Annotated in this window: 15 protein-coding genes; 7 read left to right on the forward strand and 8 right to left on the reverse strand. The window is 69.3% G+C overall.

The window, feature by feature from the left end:
• Positions 1–17 precede the first annotated feature (17 nt).
• The 4 genes from AC1DNG_RS10610 to AC1DNG_RS10625 all read right to left on the reverse strand — a co-directional run bounded on the left by AC1DNG_RS10610 (position 18) and on the right by AC1DNG_RS10625 (position 3735).
• Positions 18–1244, reverse strand: a complete 1227-nt coding sequence (locus AC1DNG_RS10610; protein WP_476856558.1) for a L,D-transpeptidase — start codon at positions 1242–1244, stop codon at positions 18–20.
• 157 nt (positions 1245–1401) lie between these two features.
• Positions 1402–2889, reverse strand: a complete 1488-nt coding sequence (ahcY, locus tag AC1DNG_RS10615; RefSeq protein ID WP_476856559.1) for an adenosylhomocysteinase — start codon at positions 2887–2889, stop codon at positions 1402–1404.
• Between the two features lie 129 nt (positions 2890–3018).
• Positions 3019–3252, reverse strand: coding sequence for a hypothetical protein (locus tag AC1DNG_RS10620; protein ID WP_476887320.1), 234 nt, complete (start codon positions 3250–3252; stop codon positions 3019–3021).
• Between the two features lie 93 nt (positions 3253–3345).
• Complete coding sequence (locus AC1DNG_RS10625) at positions 3346–3735, reverse strand: DUF3499 domain-containing protein (RefSeq protein WP_476856560.1); 390 nt, start codon at positions 3733–3735, stop codon at positions 3346–3348.
• 166 nt (positions 3736–3901) lie between these two features.
• Between AC1DNG_RS10625 and AC1DNG_RS10630 the strand changes: the two genes are divergently transcribed.
• Entirely contained in the window at positions 3902–4453 is a 552-nt protein-coding gene (locus tag AC1DNG_RS10630) for a metallopeptidase family protein (RefSeq protein WP_028277395.1), read from the forward strand.
• Positions 4454–4483: 30 nt separating this feature from the next.
• Here AC1DNG_RS10630 and AC1DNG_RS10635 read toward each other — a convergent pair whose 3' ends face one another.
• Genes AC1DNG_RS10635 through AC1DNG_RS10645 form a run of 3 tightly spaced genes read right to left on the reverse strand, consistent with a single transcriptional unit; the run spans position 4484 to position 10105 of the window.
• The gene (locus AC1DNG_RS10635; RefSeq protein ID WP_476856561.1) at positions 4484–6145 is read right to left on the reverse strand and encodes a DUF5719 family protein; all 1662 of its coding nucleotides are present in this window, start codon (positions 6143–6145) and stop codon (positions 4484–4486) included.
• Positions 6138–9533: a glycosyltransferase family 2 protein gene (locus AC1DNG_RS10640; protein WP_476856562.1), complete on the reverse strand. Its 3396-nt coding sequence runs from the start codon at positions 9531–9533 to the stop codon at positions 6138–6140. Before AC1DNG_RS10640 ends, AC1DNG_RS10635 begins: the two co-directional genes overlap by 8 nt.
• A gap of 29 nt (positions 9534–9562) precedes the next feature.
• Entirely contained in the window at positions 9563–10105 is a 543-nt protein-coding gene (locus AC1DNG_RS10645; protein ID WP_230008885.1) for a WhiB family transcriptional regulator, read from the reverse strand.
• A 370-nt stretch (positions 10106–10475) separates the two neighbouring features.
• Here AC1DNG_RS10645 and AC1DNG_RS10650 point away from each other — a divergent pair, with 370 nt between their 5' ends.
• Positions 10476–11180, forward strand: a complete 705-nt coding sequence (locus AC1DNG_RS10650) for a TIGR03089 family protein (RefSeq protein ID WP_476849079.1) — start codon at positions 10476–10478, stop codon at positions 11178–11180.
• A 76-nt stretch (positions 11181–11256) separates the two neighbouring features.
• On the opposite strand, the gene AC1DNG_RS10655 is transcribed toward AC1DNG_RS10650, so the two are convergent.
• Positions 11257–11823 (reverse strand): GtrA family protein, encoded by a 567-nt coding sequence (locus AC1DNG_RS10655; protein ID WP_223914153.1) that lies wholly within the window; start codon positions 11821–11823, stop codon positions 11257–11259.
• Between the two features lie 268 nt (positions 11824–12091).
• Here AC1DNG_RS10655 and AC1DNG_RS10660 point away from each other — a divergent pair, with 268 nt between their 5' ends.
• The 5 genes from AC1DNG_RS10660 to AC1DNG_RS10680 all read left to right on the forward strand — a co-directional run bounded on the left by AC1DNG_RS10660 (position 12092) and on the right by AC1DNG_RS10680 (position 17848).
• Positions 12092–13240, forward strand: coding sequence for a 5-(carboxyamino)imidazole ribonucleotide synthase (locus AC1DNG_RS10660; protein ID WP_476856644.1), 1149 nt, complete (start codon positions 12092–12094; stop codon positions 13238–13240).
• Positions 13237–13848: a 5-(carboxyamino)imidazole ribonucleotide mutase gene (gene purE, locus AC1DNG_RS10665; RefSeq protein ID WP_476856563.1), complete on the forward strand. Its 612-nt coding sequence runs from the start codon at positions 13237–13239 to the stop codon at positions 13846–13848. Before AC1DNG_RS10660 ends, purE begins: the two co-directional genes overlap by 4 nt.
• 22 nt (positions 13849–13870) lie before the next feature.
• The gene (locus AC1DNG_RS10670; protein WP_476856564.1) at positions 13871–15502 is read left to right on the forward strand and encodes an LCP family protein; all 1632 of its coding nucleotides are present in this window, start codon (positions 13871–13873) and stop codon (positions 15500–15502) included.
• An 80-nt stretch (positions 15503–15582) separates the two neighbouring features.
• Positions 15583–16872, forward strand: a complete 1290-nt coding sequence (gene manA / locus AC1DNG_RS10675) for a mannose-6-phosphate isomerase, class I (RefSeq protein WP_476856565.1) — start codon at positions 15583–15585, stop codon at positions 16870–16872.
• A gap of 4 nt (positions 16873–16876) precedes the next feature.
• The gene (locus AC1DNG_RS10680) at positions 16877–17848 is read left to right on the forward strand and encodes a lipid II:glycine glycyltransferase FemX (protein WP_476856566.1); all 972 of its coding nucleotides are present in this window, start codon (positions 16877–16879) and stop codon (positions 17846–17848) included.
• Positions 17849–17880: the final 32 nt, after the last annotated feature.

Below are 17880 nucleotides of genomic sequence, written 5' to 3' on the forward strand. Positions count from 1 at the left end.
AGCGAGGTGCCACCCCGTCAGTTGGCGTATTGGGCCCAAGGGATGTTCCAGTCCCCGAAGCCGTCATCGAAGTTGGCGTACTCCCCCTCGGTGTTCACCACCTGGACGACGTCGCCGGTGGTCATATTGTCGAACACCCACTTCGCGCCGTCCGGGCCCAGGCCGATACAGCCGTGGGAGAGGTTCGTCTTGCCGATGTAGGGCATCGCGGACTCCGTGGCCTGGTGGATGAATTCCCCGCTGGGCGTCAGGCGCGTGGCGTAGTTGACGTCCAGCTGGCCGTAGTAGGCCGGATCCCCCGGTTTGAGCCCAATCGTGGAGGCATCCATGTGCTCCACACGGTGCTTCTCCATAAACACGAGGAAGCCCCGTGCCGACGGGAACCGGGTGTCGCCCATGGTCGCCGGCCAGTGTCCGGCCGGCTTGTCGTTGATGCTGACCGAGAACGTATGGGCCTTGGCGTCGGCGACGGCCACCTTCTTGTCCCCGATGTGGACCGTTACCGTCTTGTTGAAGTTGCCGACCTGCCCGTTGCCGAGCTCGACGCCGAACAGCTTCATGTCCATGGTGATGGTGCTGTTCGCGGCCCAGAAGGCCTCCGGCCGGTACCGGACGGTGTTGTTGTTGAACCAGTGGAAATCACCCACCTGGCCGGACGTGGAGGTGATCTTGATGGCCTTTTCGACGGCGGTCCGGTTCAGGACCGGCTCGCTGAAAGTGATCTGCAGGGGCTGGGCCACACCCACCTTCATCCCGTCCAAGGGGTATATGGCGGCGTCGGCCTCGTTGGCGGTCGAGACGGTGGTGAACGCGCGCGTGCTGTGGGTCTCGCGTCCGGCGTCGTCCACCACGGAGTACGTGAAGTTATACCGCGTGTTGAATGTCAGGTTGCCGGAGGACGTCCAGGCGGACCCGTCCGTGCCCAAGGTACCGTCAACGGTGTCGCCGTCATCGCTCGTCAGGGCCACGCGGTCAATCCGGCCGTTCGTGACCTTGAGGGAAACCGGCGCCGCAGGGTTGACCTGCTTGGCGCCGTCGGCGGGCGAGACGGCCAATTCTGCGGGGGCGACCACCGGGACGGCGAGTCCCGGCGTCGTCCGGGACGGGGACCCGGCCTCGGAGGAAATCCCGGACTGGGCCAGCCCCGGAGCCGCCGCGGCGAAGGCTCCGCCGCCGGCTGCCAGGGCACAGAGCACCCCCAGCAGGGCGATCTTTCGGCCGGTACTCCAGGTTTTCAGGGCCATCACAGGACCCGGGCGTTTCCACACGTCATCCTGCCAGCATAAGCGAATTACCTTGGAACCCCGGCCCGATTCGACCACGATCCGGTTACAAAAGTGCCCCCAAAACGGTCACAACAAAGGGCCCCGGACCTTCGTCCGGGGCCCTTTGGGAGGGTTCCTAGTAGCGGTAGTGACCGGGCTTGTACGGTCCGGCCACGTCGACGTCCAGGTACTCCGCCTGTTCCTTGGACAGCTCGGTCAGCTCCACATCGAGGGCACCCAGGTGCAGGCGGGCGACCTTTTCGTCCAGGATCTTGGGCAGGACGTACACCTGGTTCTCGTATTCCCGCTCGCCCTCGGGCTGGCCGGCCTTCGTGAACAGTTCAATCTGGGCGATCGTCTGGTTGGCGAAGGAGTTGCTCATGACGAACGAGGGGTGTCCGGTGGCGTTGCCGAGGTTCAGCAGGCGGCCTTCGGACAGGACGATGATGGAGCGGCCGCCCTTACCCGTGGCCGGGTCAGCTTCGAAGACCCACTCGTGCACCTGGGGCTTGATCTCGACCTTCTTGATGCCGGGGACCCGCGCCAGCCCGGCCATGTCGATCTCATTGTCGAAGTGCCCGATGTTGCCCACGATGGCCTTGTCACGCATCTCGGCCATGTGCTTGGCCATGATGACGTCTTTGTTGCCCGTGGTGGTGATGAAGATGTGGCCTTCGCTGAGGACGGATTCCAGCTTGGCGACCTGGTAGCCGTCCATGGCCGCCTGGAGCGCGCAGATCGGGTCGATCTCCGTGACGATCACGCGCGACCCCTGGCCGCGGAAGGCCTCCGCTGCGCCCTTGCCGACGTCGCCGTAACCGCAGACGACGGCGACCTTGCCGCCCATCAGGACATCGGTGGCGCGGTTGATGCCGTCCGGCAGGGAGTGGCGGATGCCGTACTTGTTGTCGAACTTGCTCTTGGTGACAGAGTCGTTGACGTTGATCGCCGGGAAGAGCAGCTTGCCCTGCTCCGCCAGCTGGTAGAGGCGGTGCACGCCCGTGGTGGTCTCCTCGGTGACGCCGAGCAGGAGGGCGCCGATGCGGGTCCATTTCTGCGGGTCGGACTCGAGGGATGCGCGCAGCACGTCGAGGAACACCCGGCCTTCCTCGGACTCGTCCTCGGCGGCGGCGGGGACAGCGCCGGCGGCCTCGAACTCGACACCCTTGTGCACCAGCATGGTGGCGTCGCCGCCGTCGTCCAGGATCATGTTCGGGCCCAGCTCAGGGTTGGCGTCGGCGCCCGGCCACGTGAGGATCTGCTGGGCGGTCCACCAGTATTCCTCCAGCGTCTCGCCCTTCCAGGCGAAGACGGGGACGCCCTGGGGGTCCTCGACGGTGCCGTTGCCGACCACCACTGCGGCGGCGGCTTCGTCCTGGGTGGAGAAGATGTTGCAGGACGCCCAGCGGACTTCGGCGCCGAGGGCGGTAAGGGTCTCGATCAGCACCGCGGTCTGGACGGTCATGTGCAGGGATCCGGCGATCCGGGCGCCCTTGAGCGGCTGGCTGGCGCCGAACTCCTCGCGCAGGGACATGAGTCCGGGCATCTCGTGCTCGGCGAGGCGGATCTGGTGGCGGCCCGCCTCGGCCAGGGAAATGTCCGCAATCTTGTAATCGAAAGTCATCTGAGTCCTTTGTTGTGGCCGGTGGCATCGCGTGTCTGGAGCTGGGCGATTCTGGATTGGAGCAGGATCTAAGCAGTCATTCGGTGCCGCGGGCCTCCCCGATGGGTGCCCGGCGGCGTTTTGGGGCGGCTATTCCGCGGCGTGGCGCGGGGCGGCGTCGTGCTGATCAGCGGGGGCCGCCGCGGCGGCGGGCAGCAGTTCCGGCGGCAGCAGCAGCGGGATGCCGTCCTCGATTTTGTACCGCAGCTCGTTCCCGGCGCCATCTGCCGTGACGGTGACGAGCTCGTCGCCTTCCTGCACCAGGCCGGAGCCGGTGACGGGGCATCGCAGGACAGACAACAGTTCGGAACTGAGCTTGGGCATGGTGAACGCTCCCTGATGGGCGCCGCAACAGGGCGCCGGTGGCTAAGTGGCTGACGGCTTTTTGCAGTTTCCACCCTACCGCCAGTTGACGCCTTAGGAAGGTTCGCGCAGGACGCGCAGATGTCCGCGCCGGACGCCCTCGGCCGGGGCCGGTGCCTCCAGCGCCGGGTGCAGCGTGCGCTGCCCCTTCGCCGTTTCCCCCGCAGCCGGACGGGAGGCCGCTTCGCGGACCGCGTTGGCAAGGGCCAGGAGGTCGTCGGGGCCGGGGCCGGCCGGGGTTGCGGGCATCGCCAGCCTCATGACTTCCCAGCCGCGCGGCACGGTCAGCGAATCGGCGTGCTGTTCGCACAAGTCGTAGCAGTGCGGTTCGGCGTACGTCGCCAGCGGGCCCAGAACGGCCGTGGAGTCGGCGTAGACGTACGTCAAAGTGGCCACCGCAGAATTGCGGCAGGCAGACCTAGAACAAATACGAATTGCACCCACGACATCACAGACTACTCCCCCTCGGGCCGGGGGCTGCGCATTGAAACGTCTGTCGTTGTGCCGCGGCGGCGCCGCGGCGGAGCGGCGGCGGAGCCGCGGCGGCGCGGCGGCGGATCGCCGTCGGGGCTGTATCGCGTATTTCATTGCGCGGGTTTAGAGTCAAGATATGCAGTCATCGCACCACGATTCGGGTTTCACGGTCCGGTTGGCTGACCCCGACGCCGGACGCACAGGCGCCGGTTCCGGCCCCGCCGGCGCGCCTCTGGCCGGGTCGCCTGCCGCCGTCCAGGGAAAGACCTTCCGGCAGCGCCGCAGGAACCGGCACGGCCGGGGCCTTCGCGGCGAGCTCATACTCCCCACCCTGCCCGGCTACCGGACCCGCTCCGACCGCTTCGATGACTTCGTCCTGGACTCGGCCCAGCGGCTGCACGACATCTGGGGCAAGCCGCTCGACGGCGTCCGCTTCGCCGTTGACGAGATCCCCCCGGGCCTGGAGCAGCTCGTGGCGGACCGCACGCCCGCGCCGATGGGCGCTTTCACTGCTGCCACGGCCGAGGACGGACCGGTCATCACGCTGTACCGCCGGGTGGTGGAGCAGGTGTGCGGAACCCGGGACGAACTCCAGGACCTCGTGCACGACGTCGTCGTGGAATACACGGCCGAGATGCTCGGCGTACCGCCGGAGTCCCTCGACCCCGTCTACCGCCGCCGGTACTAGCCCGAGCCTGCTTCCGGCCTGCCCCCGGGCCTAGTAGCCCAGCGTGACGGGGACCTGCCGTTGTCCTGCCGCTTCCGGCGCCAGCGCCACCGCGGAAATGTCCTGCCGCCCGTCCTGCGCCAGAACAAGTGCCCCGTACGCCGGATCCCCGGCGGCGGACACCACATACCCCACGAGCGGCGAGTCGCCCACGTCAGCGGGGATCTTGATGGAAACGGTGGTTCCGCCGGCAATGTCGGCGGTGCCCGCGGTCCGGATCTTGCCGTCCGCAGTAATTGGCGTGTAGGTCACGGTCGCCCGGCCGGCGGGGGCACCGAGAACGAGCTGCCGGTCGCCCGTGCGCGGAACCGCAACGATGTGCTGGCTGCCCAGCCGGGCCGAGGCGGCGGAAAACGCGATGTCCGCCGCGTCCCCGGCCTGCAGTCCCCGCGTGAGCCGGGCAGTGGCCGCGAACGAGACATCCGAGCTCGCCGCCACGGTGTAGGTCCCGGCCGGGACCCCGGCCAGGGAAACTTCCGTGACCGCGCCGGCCTTCGCCGTCACCACGCCTCCCCCGGGCAGCGCCTTCTGGCCGTCGGGACCATACAGCTTGATCTCGACCACGGCGTCGGTGGCCCCCGGCACGGCGACTTCGAGGGCCGGTCCGGCGTCGGCGAAGCCGGGCTTTGCCTTGAGCGCGGCCAGCGCCGCGGGATCCTGGATGTCGAGGCCGGCGGCCACCTGGCTGACGGACGGGGCGGTGCCGGGGGTGATGAAGTCGACGCCGCCGGGTGTGAGGCCGCGGAGCACGCTTTGCTGGATCACGGCAGCCACCGGGCCGCCGGTGCTGCGGACCCGCACGCCGAGCCGTTCCTGTCCCGGCGCGAGCCCGGCCAGGATGATGGAGCGGGTGCTGCCGGGCGCCACCAGCAGGCCGCGGCTTCCGGGAGCCTGGATCGGGCCCTCGGAGCCAAAGAGGTCCAGGCTCACCGTCGCCGGCGTGCTGGAGGCATTGGTCAGGTTCAGGACTGCCGACCGGCCGAGCGCAGTGTTGGCGCCGACCAGCCAGAGATCGTTGCCGGGCTGCTGGCACGCGGCAGCCGCGGAACCCTGGAGGTCCCCGTCCTCTGCCGTGTAGCTCAGGACGGCGCCGGCAGCTGCCTGGTGGTTGTTCTGGGCATCGGCGCTGAGGACGCTGATGTTGTCCACCTCGCGCTGGGGCACGACGCCGGCGACCAGCACGGGCGTGCGGGCCGCAGCCGCGGAAGCCGGGGGCGCGGAAGCTGTGGGCGCGGCGCCCGGCGCGATGTCGGCGAGGGGGGCACCTTTAAGCGGGGCGAGCCGGCTGCCGGGGATGATGCCGGCGCTTGAGCCGAGCACGGCGGCGCTGACGGCTGTCTTCGCGGTGGCGGATTCCGGACTGAACTGGGGGTCGGTGCCCACGGGGGTGCCCTCAAGCAGCCGGGCCGGGCCCGGGCAGACCCCGACGCTGCTGCCGGCCGGAACCGCGGCGACGGGGGCCTCGAGCTGCCTGCTGGCGGGGTTCTGGGGCGTCAGCGACGCCGCCGATACCAGGCCGCCGCCCGCGGCAACGAGGGCCACCGCGGAGAGGATGCCGCCGATCACTCCGGCCCGCGGCAGCCGCCGCTTCCGCGGCGACGGACCCGTTTCAGCTTCCGTTTCGGTTTCTTTTTCGTTGTCGCCCTTAGACATGCTGATGTTCCTTACGCAGGGAGGCTTCGTCCCTGGACAGGCCGGTGTTGGACCGGCGGGCAGGCATGGGCACGGCGAGGAGGACGGTCAGCCCGATCATCACGGCCTGCGCAATTCCGATCAGGACGGCCCACGGCGCTTCGTAACGGATGCTTAACTGGCCGCCCTGGGCCGGCAGTGTGAAGGCCTGCGACCATCCCGACGTCGTTGAGGTCAGGCGGCGCCCGTCAAGCCAGGCGCTCCAGCCCGGATCGGCCCGCTCGGCGAGCACCACAAGGCGGCCCTCGGGGCCGGCCGGGACTGTGCCGGCCGCCGAGACTTCTTCGGACGGGAGCAGTCCGATGGCGGCGCCGCTGCCGTCCACTACCCGGACCCGGTGCGCGACGTCGGAGTCCGCGATGCCGGGCCGGTCCTGCGGGCTGACCCGCCAGAGCCAGCCCGTCCCCGTCTGGCCGACGGCGACAAGTCCGGGGACTGCGTCCATGCGGCTGGCCGTCAATTCGGAGGCTGAATCGGCAACCCGGAGCACGACAAAGCCGACGCCGAGCCGCTCGAGGTCCTCCCGCGGATCCACGCCTTCGCCGGCGACGATGGTGGCCACGACGTTCCGGAGCGATCCGGCGACGGCGTCGTCGTCGCGGACCGTCTCCTGGCCCGGCGCTCCCATGATGCCGCGGGCGGCGGCGATCGTTGAGAGTGCGTCCAGGGTGGTCCCGGCGCCGCGCATGAGTGTTGCGTCGAAGCTTCCGTCCTCGTTGCTGGCAATCAGGAGCGTCCTGGACTGTTCCGGGCCCTCGCCGCGATCAACCGCCGTTGCGGGCAGCGTGCGGGCTTGGGCAGGCTGGACGAGTCTCGGGGTCCCGAGACCGGAGGGTCCCGCGGTGGCTGCCGCTGCCTGTGTCGGTGTCTGCGACGTTGGCTGCAGCAGGTTTTGTGCGGTCCACACGGTGAACCCGGCCAGGGGCGCAGCCAGCAGCAGGACCATGGATGCCGCGGCCGTGCCGCGGATCAGGACCTTCCGTGCCAGCCCGGTACCGGCGGTCCGGTCGGCGGCGTCCAGGAGCCCTTCGGCTCCGATCAGGGCAGCGCCCAGGAACGCGAACGCGGCAGCCGAGACGGCGGGGCCGGGGAACGGCGTGACCAGGACCTCGGCGCTGGCGCCGGAGGCGACATGCCCGGCGAGCCAGCCGCCGGCCAGCATCAGGACGGCCACGGCCCACAGACCCCGTGCCGTCCGGGTGCGTCCGGCCAGCACAAGCCGGCGCGGCATGAAGAGTGCGGCCAGGGCCAGCAGCAGTACCGGCAGCCCCAACAGCAAGGCCAGCAGCAGTGCCCACGGCAGACCGGCCGGCCCGGCGGAACCTGCGGCGGACCCGCCGAAGGCGCTGAGCCCGGTGAGTCCGGCGCCGGCGTCGAAGTTCAGTGGCTGCCCCAGGGCCTGTTGCCACAGTGGGGCGGCGTCAAAACCGAGCGGCAGGCCCGGGTCGGCCAGGAGCGCCCGCGGCCGGTCCAGGACCGAGAAGGCGAAGGGCAGGAACAGTGACAGGCTGGGCAGGAGCGCCCACCACACCGTGCGGCCGCGCCGGCCCAACAGCACGCCGCAGAGGGCCACGACGGCCATGGACGGCAGCAGCAGCGAGGGCGCCGCGGCGGTGACTACGGCCAGGGCGAGCCCCGCGGCGGCCGCAGCCGTCCACGACGGCGTCCCGTTGACACCGGGACGGGCGGCCGGCGTGGGGATGAGCCGTCCCTGCCCCGGGGCCGGGACGGCATGGATGCCGCGGCCCGCGGCCGTGCCGGTCGCCCGGAGCAGCGCCAGGACGACCACCGGGATCATGACGTGCGCGACCAAGGCGCCGAGCCGGCCCTGGTTCACGGACACCTGGAGTGCCGGCGCCGCGGCCCACAGCAGGGCGGCCGAAAGGCGCAGCCTCCGGCGGGCAGTCAGGGCGCCGGCAGCGAACCACGCGCCCAGCGCAGACAGCGGCATGGCGAGGATCAACAACCAGCCCACGCCGCCGTTGGCATCGCCGGCACCGAGCACACCGAGCACCCACAGCAGGTAGCCAAAGGGGTCGCCGTGGCCCGGCAGGCCCGCGCCCAGACTGATCCACCAGGTCGAGGCATGGTTCCAGATTTCGGAGAGGCGCAATGAGACGGGGATCAGCGCGCCGCCGGAGACGGCCGGAGCCCGGAACAGGCTAAGCAGCCCTGTCAGGGAGACCGCCAGGGTCAGGAGGATGGCCAGCACCGCACCGCTGCCCACCCAGCCGCGGTCCGGGGTGGCGATGGCGGCGAAATCGTCAGCATTGCCGGTGTTCCCGGTGGGCTGCTCGGCCAGCGGACCGGGACCTGTCAACTCGCTGCCGAAGTCGTCGGCGCCGAGCGCCTCAATCAGGGAGCGCCGGTGCGCCCAGACCTCACGGCGCGGCGTCTGCAGTCCTTTCATGACGGAGCGCCGGATCCGGCGGGTGCGCGCGGCATTGCGGCGTCCGCGGACCACCGCCGCCGGGCGGCCCAGCGCGGCAAAGGTCGCCAGCAGTTGGGAGAACCCGTGCCCCGGGTCCTTGACCGCAATGCTCAGGACGAGTTTGAAGAGGCTGCCCAGGAGGGCGCCGGCCGCGTGCAGCGGGACTTTCCAGCCGGCCGCGTGCTTGAGCCGCAGGTGCACCTGCGCCTTGCGTGCGGCCGTCGCGTTGCCAAGGGCGTGGGGACGGTGCGAGACATGGAACATTCGGGCGCTGGGGACCACCACCACGCGGTGCCCGGCGAGACGGTTGCGCCAGCAGAAGTCGACGTCGTCGCCGCTGCCGGGCAGGGCCGGATCGAAGCCCCGGAGCTCCTCCCAGATGTCGCGGCGGACCAGCATGCCGGCGGAATTGACCGCAAAGGTATCGCTGCGGCCGTCGTACTGGCCCTGGTCGAGCTCGTCGGCGTCGATCAGCGTCAGCCGCTCGGCCCAGCGGCTCGTGGAGAGCCCGACGTCGATCAGCCGCCGCTCGGCATGCCAGTCCAGCTGCTTGCAGCCTGCCACCGTGACCGACGGCGCCCGCTCGACCGCACGGAGGAGTTCGGCCAGGGCCTCGGGTGCCGGTGCGGCGTCGTCGTGCAGCAGCCAGATCCAGTCGGTGCCCAGCGCCGTGGCGGCGGAGCCCTCCGCAGGCCACGGCGCGAGGGCCTTGAGCCCGGCCATGACGGCTCCACCCATGCCGGACCTGGGCTGGTCGAAGACAGTGACGTTGGCCTTGCCCAGTTCCTGTTCAAGGAGGGCGGCGGAGTGGTCGCGGGATCCGGTGTCGACACCGATCACGGCGTCGGCGGGCCGTGTTTGGGCCGCCAGCGCCGCAAGGGTCCTGGGGAGAAAATCACCGCCGTCGTGGGAGACCACGACGGCGGTGACTCGTACTTCTTGAAGAATTAGACTGCTCGCTTCCTAAGCCGGCGCCGCTCGCGCTCGGAGAGGCCTCCCCAGATCCCGAAGCGCTCGTCGTTGGACAAGGCGTACTCGAGGCACTGGGAACGCACGTTGCAGGCGCCGCAGACTTTCTTGGCGTCGCGGGTGGAGCCGCCCTTTTCGGGGAAGAAGGCTTCGGGATCAGTCTGGGCGCACAGGGCATCGGTCTGCCAGCCGAGCTCGCCCTCGTCGTCGAATTCCTGCCGGGACGGCAGGCCGATCCAGACCGGCTGCCCGGCGGTACCGGAACCGGGCGAATGGAGCTCCATCGGCGGGTCGAGGGGATCGGTGTCATGATCCGGGCCGGACAGGAGCTCGTCGTGCGCTGCGAGGAAGGCCGTGGCGGCCTCCTGCAGGGAATCCTTGGTGTGTTCGTTATAGCGGTCAGCTGCGTCCGGATCCGCCGGATCTACGTACCAGTCAGTCGGCACGCCGCGTGACCGGTATTTCGCCGTGGCCTGGCCGGCAACTACGGCATCTTCATGGATACGCTCTGCTAGCCCCATGGCGTCCCCCTCCTGATTTGCAGCCACTGCAAGACCCCCTTGGACACTCGGTTGAGTGCCGGTTTTTGTGCAGTGGCTTTAGATAACTAATTACACGCGTGTAAGTATCCGGGAGTCAAGCCACGGCGGAGATAATAATCAACTTGATACACAAAGTGGAGGCACGCCACGCCCGGAATTTTTTCTCCTCTCCCGCGAGAACCCGCGGAATAATCAGGGTACTGAGCACTTTTGGGGCTTTTCATTGAATTTTCGGGAAATTTTCCCGCGCCCTGCGCGGACCCCGCCGAACGCCGGGGCCGCCGGGGTGACGGACGTCACGGAGCCGGGGACTGATCGGCCGCGACAACAGCCGTGGCAAGATGAGGGCATGAGCATTCCGGCAATCGACCTGATGACAGCGCTGCGGTCCGGCCAGGCCACGGCGCCCCGGCTGACCTGGTACGGCCCCGATTCGGAACGGGTTGAACTCTCTGGCCGCGTGCTGGACAACTGGGTCGCGAAGACTTCCAACCTGCTGCAGGACGAACTCGACGCCGAACCGGGCATGCGGCTGCGCCTGGACCTGCCCGCGCACTGGAAGTCGGTGATCCTGGCCCTCGCGGCCTGGCAGCTTGGCATGGAAGTGGTCTTCGACGACGCGGAGGCTGACCTGCTTGCCACCGCGGACCCGGGTCCGGGCGCTGCCGCGGGCGGGTTCGACGCCGTCCTGGCCGTGTCTTTGCCGGCACTGGCCATGCGGTGGACGGGTGAACTGCCCAGCGGCGTCCTCGACTACGCCGCCGAGGTCCGCTCCCACGGCGACATTTTCATGCCCCACGTGGATCCGGAGGCGGGACGTCTCGCCGTCCGGACCTCCGACGGCGCAGTCCATGCGCACGGGGCGCTCCTGGACGGCTTTGCCGCGGCCCAGGGCCCCGGGCTGCGGCTGCTCGTTCCGGCGGCCGACGGCCTCGAAACCGTCCTTGCGCAGTCATTGGGAACCTGGAAGGCCGACGGTTCCGTGGTCCTGGTGCACCCCGAGGTAGAGGTGACCGGCAAACTGCGGGACGCCGAGCGCATCAGCGGGAACTGATCCCCACGCGCTGAATCCCCGGCACTGATTCCCGGGCACCGATCCCCAGCCGCTGATTCCCCGGGACGGCGGTTCCTTAGGCCGGCGGGCCTGGCAGTTCCGGATCGTTGACGGGTTCCCTGACTGCTGCCGTGGCAACCGGCTGGGAGTGCGGGTGCCGTTCGATGATCTCGTGGTCGTGCGAGAACTCGGGCTCTGCGTCGAGTTCCTGGTTGAACACCAGGAAGCGGTAGGCAAAGAACCGGACCACGGTCGCGACCAGGATGCCGACCACCCCGGCGAGGAAGAGCATGTTCTTGTCGGTGACTCCCATGCCGTACTTCGCGACGGCGGTCAGGCCGGTGGAGATGCCGATGCCGATCCCGTTGATGATGAGGAACATCACGAACTCGCGCAGCACGTTGGCCTGCCGGCGGTGCCGGAACGTCCAAAAACGGTTCGCAACCCAGGAAAAGACCGTCGCCACGCTGGCCCCGAAGAAGCGGGCCTTGGCCTCACTGTCGGTCATGGGACCGTGCATCAGGTAAAACGTCAGTCCGTTGTCGATGACGAACGCGATGCCGCCGACGGCACCGAACTTGGCCACTTCGCGCCAGAACAGCGAGGCAAGCCCGCGCATGCGCTCGTTAAGTGTAGTAATCATGACCCTCCGTGGCCTTCTGGAACTGTCGGCCATTGGGCCAAACGCCCATTTTAGCGCCGTTTCCCGGGAGTCCGCCCGCAGCGGCCGCTCAGACGGCTCCCTGCGGACCCGGCGGCGGGCGCCGGGCGGGCGGGTGCGAAACCCCCGTCCCGGCACCGTTCCCGCGCTTGCCAATCCCCAAAAGCCGGGTTCCCGTGAGGTTTTCGGTAGGCTGGGACTTGTGACTTTTCCTGTAATCGGTGTTGTTGGCGGCGGCCAGCTTGCCCGCATGATGGCCCCTGCCGCGACCGCCCTGGGCTTTGAGCTCCGTGTTCTCGCCGAAGGCGAGGACGTCTCCGCAGTCTCTGCCGTGGCTAACGCCCCGGTTGGCGACTACAAGGACCTGGAGCATCTGCTCGAGTTCTCCCGCGGCCTCGACGTCCTGACCTTCGACCACGAACACGTCCCCACGGCGCACCTGCGGTCCTTGATCGGTGCCGGCGTGAACGTCCATCCCGGCCCGGATGCCCTGGTCAACGCCCAGGACAAGCTGGTGATGCGCGCCGCGATCGACCGGCTCGAGCTTCCGAACCCCACGTGGGCCTCCGTCGCCAATGTCGCGGACCTCGTCGCCTTCGGCGAGCAGACCGGCTGGCCGGTGGTGTTGAAAATGCCCCGCGGCGGCTACGACGGCAAGGGCGTGCGCATCGTGTCCTCGGCCGAGGACGCGGCAGCCTCCGCCGACTGGTTCGAGGCCATGTCCCCCCTGCTGGCCGAAGCCAAGGTGGAATTCAGCCGGGAGCTCTCGGCCATGGTCGCGAGGACGCCTGACGGTGAAACACGGGCCTGGCCGGTGGTGCACACCATCCAGGTGGACGGGGTGTGCGATGAAGTCATTGCCCCGGCCCTGGACATCTCCGTCGATGTTGCCGCAGCCGCGGAAAACGCCGCGGTCCGGATCGCCGGCGAACTCGGCGTGACCGGTGTCATGGCCGTCGAACTCTTCGAGACCCCCGGCGTGGGCGCCGGGTTCCTGATCAATGAACTCGCCATGCGCCCGCACAATACCGGGCACTGGACCCAGGACGGCTCGGTGACCAGCCAGTTCGAGCAGCACCTGCGGGCCATCCTGAATCTGCCGCTGGGCGCCACTGACCTGCTGGGGCCCGTCGTGGTAATGAAGAACTTCCTCGGCGGCGCCAACCAGGACCTCTATTCCGCCTTCCCCGCCGCCCTCGCGAGCGAGCCGGCCGCGAAGGTGCACTGCTACGGCAAGGCCGTCCGGCCCGGCCGGAAGATCGGCCACGTCAACCTGGTCGGGACCTCAGCCGCCGACGTCGACTCCGTGCGGCAGCGGGCCACCACCGTGGCCGACATCATCCGGAACGGCCGGGCCCACACCGGCGCAATGCCGGCAACCTCCGAGGAGACCGCATGAGCACCGCAGCCAGCCCCGAAGCCAACAAAGCGGGAAACCCCCTCGCCGGCGCCCGCGCGGGCACCCCGCTCGTGGGCCTCGTGATGGGCTCGGATTCGGACTGGCCGGTCATGGAAGCCGCCGCCGAAGCCCTCGCCGAGTTTGGAATCCCGTTCGAGGCCGACGTCGTCTCGGCCCACCGGATGCCCACGGAGATGATCCGCTACGGCCAGACGGCCCACGAGCGCGGTCTTCGCCTGATCATTGCCGGCGCCGGCGGCGCCGCGCATCTTCCCGGCATGCTGGCCTCGGTCACTCCCCTGCCGGTGATCGGCGTCCCCGTGCCGTTGAAGACCCTGGACGGCATGGATTCCCTGCTGTCCATCGTGCAGATGCCGGCAGGCGTTCCGGTCGCCACCGTCTCGATCGGCGGCGCGCGCAACGCCGGCCTCCTGGCCGTGCGCATGCTGGCCTCGGGCACGGACGAACTGGCAGTCCAGCTCCGGGCGGACCTCCTGGAGTTCGCCCAGGAGCTGAACGACGTCGCAACCCGGAAGGGCGCGAACCTCCGGCACAAGGTCAGCGAAGTGTTCGCCGCCGGAAACGTCACCCCGCGTAGCGGCAATTAAGGCAGCCATTAGGAATCCCGGCATGAGCAGCAGCTACGCCCCCACACACCGCCCTGAGCAGTCCGGGCGGGCACTGGGCGACCCGGTCCGGCACCCCTCCGGCGCCCCGTCCCCGGTGCTCACCAAGCGGGCGTTCGTCCTGATCCTCATGACGCTGCTGGTTCCCGGCAGCGCCCAAACCGTCGCGGGCAGCCGCCGGCTTGGACGGGCCGCGCTGCGCGTGACCTTCACGGTCTGGGCGCTGGCCCTGCTGGCCGTGCTGCTCCTGCTCGTGTCCCGCTCCACGCTGATCAACCTCCTCACCGGCACGGTGCCCTCGCTCCTGCTGGTGCTCGGCCTCGCCTGCCTGGCCATCGGCTGGGCCGCCCTGTTCCTGAACACCTTGCGGCTGATCCGGCCCGGGACGCTCGCCCCCAGGATCCGTCCCGCGGTGGTGCTGGCGCTCGTGCTGGCCATGATCCTCAGCAGCGGATCCCTGGGCTACGCGGCCTATCTGCTCAATATCAGCCGCAACGCCATCGGCAGCATCTTCTCCGGCTCCGGCCCCACCCTTGAGCCGTCCGATGGCCGGTACAACTTCCTGATGATGGGCGGCGACGCCGGAGCGGACCGCACGGGCCGCCGCCCGGACAGCCTCTCGGTGATCAGCGTCGATGCCAAGACCGGCAGCACGGCGATCATCTCCGTGCCCCGCAACCTCCAGAACGCCCAGTTCAGCGCGGAGTCGCCGATGCGCCAGGTGTACCCGGATGGCTACAACTGCGGCGACGAATGCCTGATCAACGCGATCAACACCGAGGTCACCAACCAGCACCAGGACCTCTATCCCGGGGTGGCCGACCCCGGGGCGCAGGCCACCCTCGAAGCGGTGTCCGGAACGCTGGGCATCAAGGTCCAGGCCTACGTGCTCGTGGACATGGACGGTTTTTCCAAGCTCATCGACGCCATGGGCGGCATCCGGATCAAGGCCGGCGGCTGGGTCCCCATCAGCGGGCCGATGGTGGATGAGGCCAACGGCATCCACGGCATGCCGGACGGTTGGATTCCGGCCGGAGACCAGACGCTCGACGGCTTCCACGCCCTCTGGTACGGCCGGTCCCGGGAATTCGTGGACGACTATGCCCGCATCCAGCGCCAGCAGTGCGTGCAGCAGGCGATGCTGAAGCAGCTCGACCCGGCAAAACTGCTGGCCAAGTTTGAGGACATCGCCAAGGCTGGCACCAAGGTGGTCGAGTCGAACATCTCCTCCGGCCAGCTCGGCAGTTTCGTGGACCTGGCCATGAAGGCCAAGGGGCAGGATGTCAGCCGCCTGACCATCGGTCCGCCGGACTTCGACGCCGCCTTCTCCACGTCCCCGGACTTCGACGTCATCCACGCGCGGGTGGCCAAACTGCTGGCCAGCCCGTCCGCCGGTGCCGCAGCCGCAACTGACGATGCGGTCCTGCAGCCCGGAACGGCCGCCGGGCCGGTCTCGGCCGCCGGCCCCGTCCCGGCCACCGATCCCCCGCCCGCACCGTCGGACTTCACCCCCGTGACCACCACGCCGGACGGCGAGCAGATCACCGAAGAGATGCTGAACCAGTTCAAGCGCAACGGCGACGAACAGTCCATCCGCGACCTCGTCGCCACCAACGGACAGTGCGCGCCGCTCTAACCCCGGCAGCAGCCTTGACCGCAGCAGTGCGACCACATTTCTTTGACGAGACATTTCATTGATCAGACAGGGACCAGGCCATGTACGAACTTGAGAACGTCCTCCGGCCCTACGCCTGGGGCTCCCCGACGGCCATCGCCGGGCTGCTGGGCAGGCCGGCTTCCGGCGGTCCTGAAGCGGAGCTTTGGATCGGCGCCCACCCGGGCTCCCCGTCCGTCGCGCTGACGCCGGCGCCCGGCGGTGCCGGCCGGCACGCACCCGCAACGCACGACGGCGGACGGCTGCCGCTGGACGCCCTGATCGCCGGGGATCCGGAACATTGCCTGGGCAGCGCGAGCGTGGCCGCTTTCGGTCCGCGCCTGCCGTTCCTGCTCAAAATCCTCGCGGCCGAGGCGCCCTTGTCCCTGCAGGTGCACCCGACGCTCGCCCAGGCCCGGGAGGGCTTCGCGCGCGAGGAAGCCGCCGGCGTCGACCCTGCCGCGACGGAGCGCAACTACAAGGACGATAACCACAAGCCCGAAATGATCTTCGCGCTGACTCCGTTCGAGGCCCTCTGCGGGTTCCGGCCGGCCGCGGAATCCCGTGCGGTCTTCCAGCATCTGGCGGCGTGCTTCGAGCTCGCCGGGCTGGAGCTGCCGCCGCTGGTCCCGCAACTGCTCGAGGACCTGGCGCAGCCGGACGAACCCGCGGCCCTGCGCTCCGCCTTCGAACGCCTCATCTCCGGCGGCGGGGACGTCGCCGAGGCGACGGCGACGATCGTTGCGGCTCTCGTCTCCGGTGCCCCGATGGCCGGGCACGAGGCGGAACTGTCCACCGCGGTGAGCCTGAACGGCCGGTACCCCGGAGATCCGGGAGTGCTGATTTCCCTGCTGCTGAACCGGATTTCCCTCGCCCCCGGTGAGGCCGTGTACCTCCCGGCCGGCAATGTCCATGCCTACCTGCACGGCCTCGGCATCGAGGTCATGGCGTCCTCGGACAACGTGCTCCGCGGCGGGCTCACGCCGAAATTCGTCGACGTGCCGGAACTGCTGAAGACCGTGGCGTTCGAGGCCGTCGAGGTGCCCATGCTCCCCGCCGAGACCACCATGCTGGGCCAGGAACTCTTCCGGCCGCCGTTCCGGGAATTCCAGCTGCAGCGAATTGTTGTGGCGCCCGGCGCGGAGCCCGTCCCGCTGGCGCAGTCCGGTGCCGCCGTCGTCATTGTCACCCACGGCTCCGTCCGCCTCGACTCCCCCAAGGGCGAGCTCCGGCTGGAAAGGGGCGCCAGTGCCTTCCTGCCCGCCGCCGAGGCACCGGTCAATGTCCACGCCGTCTCCGGCGCCACCGGCCCCGCCCTGGCATTTGCCGTCACCACCGCATTGGAAGCCTGACACCATGGATTATTTCCTGCAGAGCCCCCAGTGGGCACAGTTCCAGCGTTCGCTGGGACGCACCGTCCACGAACAGTCCGGGCCCGGGTGGCGCTTCCTTGCGGTGGAGGAATCCAATCCGGCCGGCAAACTGCTGTACTCCCCGTACGGCCCGGTCGCCGAGTCACTGGCAGCGTTCGACGCCGCACTGGCGGCCCTGACGGACCTCGCCCGGACCAGCGGGGCCGTGTTTGTCCGGGTTGAGCCGGTCACCGCAGGATTCACCGCAGCCGAAGCCGACTCGGTACTCCGCAGCCGCGGCCTGCAGCCGGCCCCGGCCAGCCAGCAGCCCGAGCTCAGCTGGATTGTGGACCTCGACCGGGATTTCAAGGACGTCCTGGCGGATATGAAGCCGGCGAACCGGAACCTGTTCCGCAACATCCACAAGAAGGGCGTGAGCTTCCGCTCCAGCCAGGATCCGGCAGAGATCGCCGTCCTTCTGGAGTTCTTGCACATGACGGCCGCCCGCAACGGCTTCAAGCCGCAAAGCGACGAATACCTGACCCAGGTGGCCCGCTCGCTGATGCCGGCCGGCGCGGCGACGCTGTTCATCGCGGAGCTCGACGGCCACCCCATCGCCGCAGCCCTGGCCTACGACTCGGCCGACACCCGGACCTACGCGCACGCCGCCCTGGACGACACCCACCGCAAACTCAGCGCGGGCATCCCCCTGCTTGTCACCTTGATCGCGGACGCCCAGGCGAAGGGCCTCAAGCACGTGGATCTCTGGGGCGTGGCGCCGGAGGACCAGCCCGACCACAAATGGGCCGGGTTCACGGCGTTCAAGAAGTCGTTCGGGGGCCGCGGGATCGCGTATCCCGGAACGTGGGACCTGCCGGTCCGGAAGGTGCGCTACGGCAGCTACCAGCTGGCCCGCAAAGGCGCCCAGCTCGCGAAGAAGCTGCGCGCCCGGTCCCGGGCCCTCGCAAACCGCTAAGGGCCCAGCAGGCGGCACCGGCCACCGGGTCG

The organism is Arthrobacter sp. 01T425 (assembly GCF_056398725.1).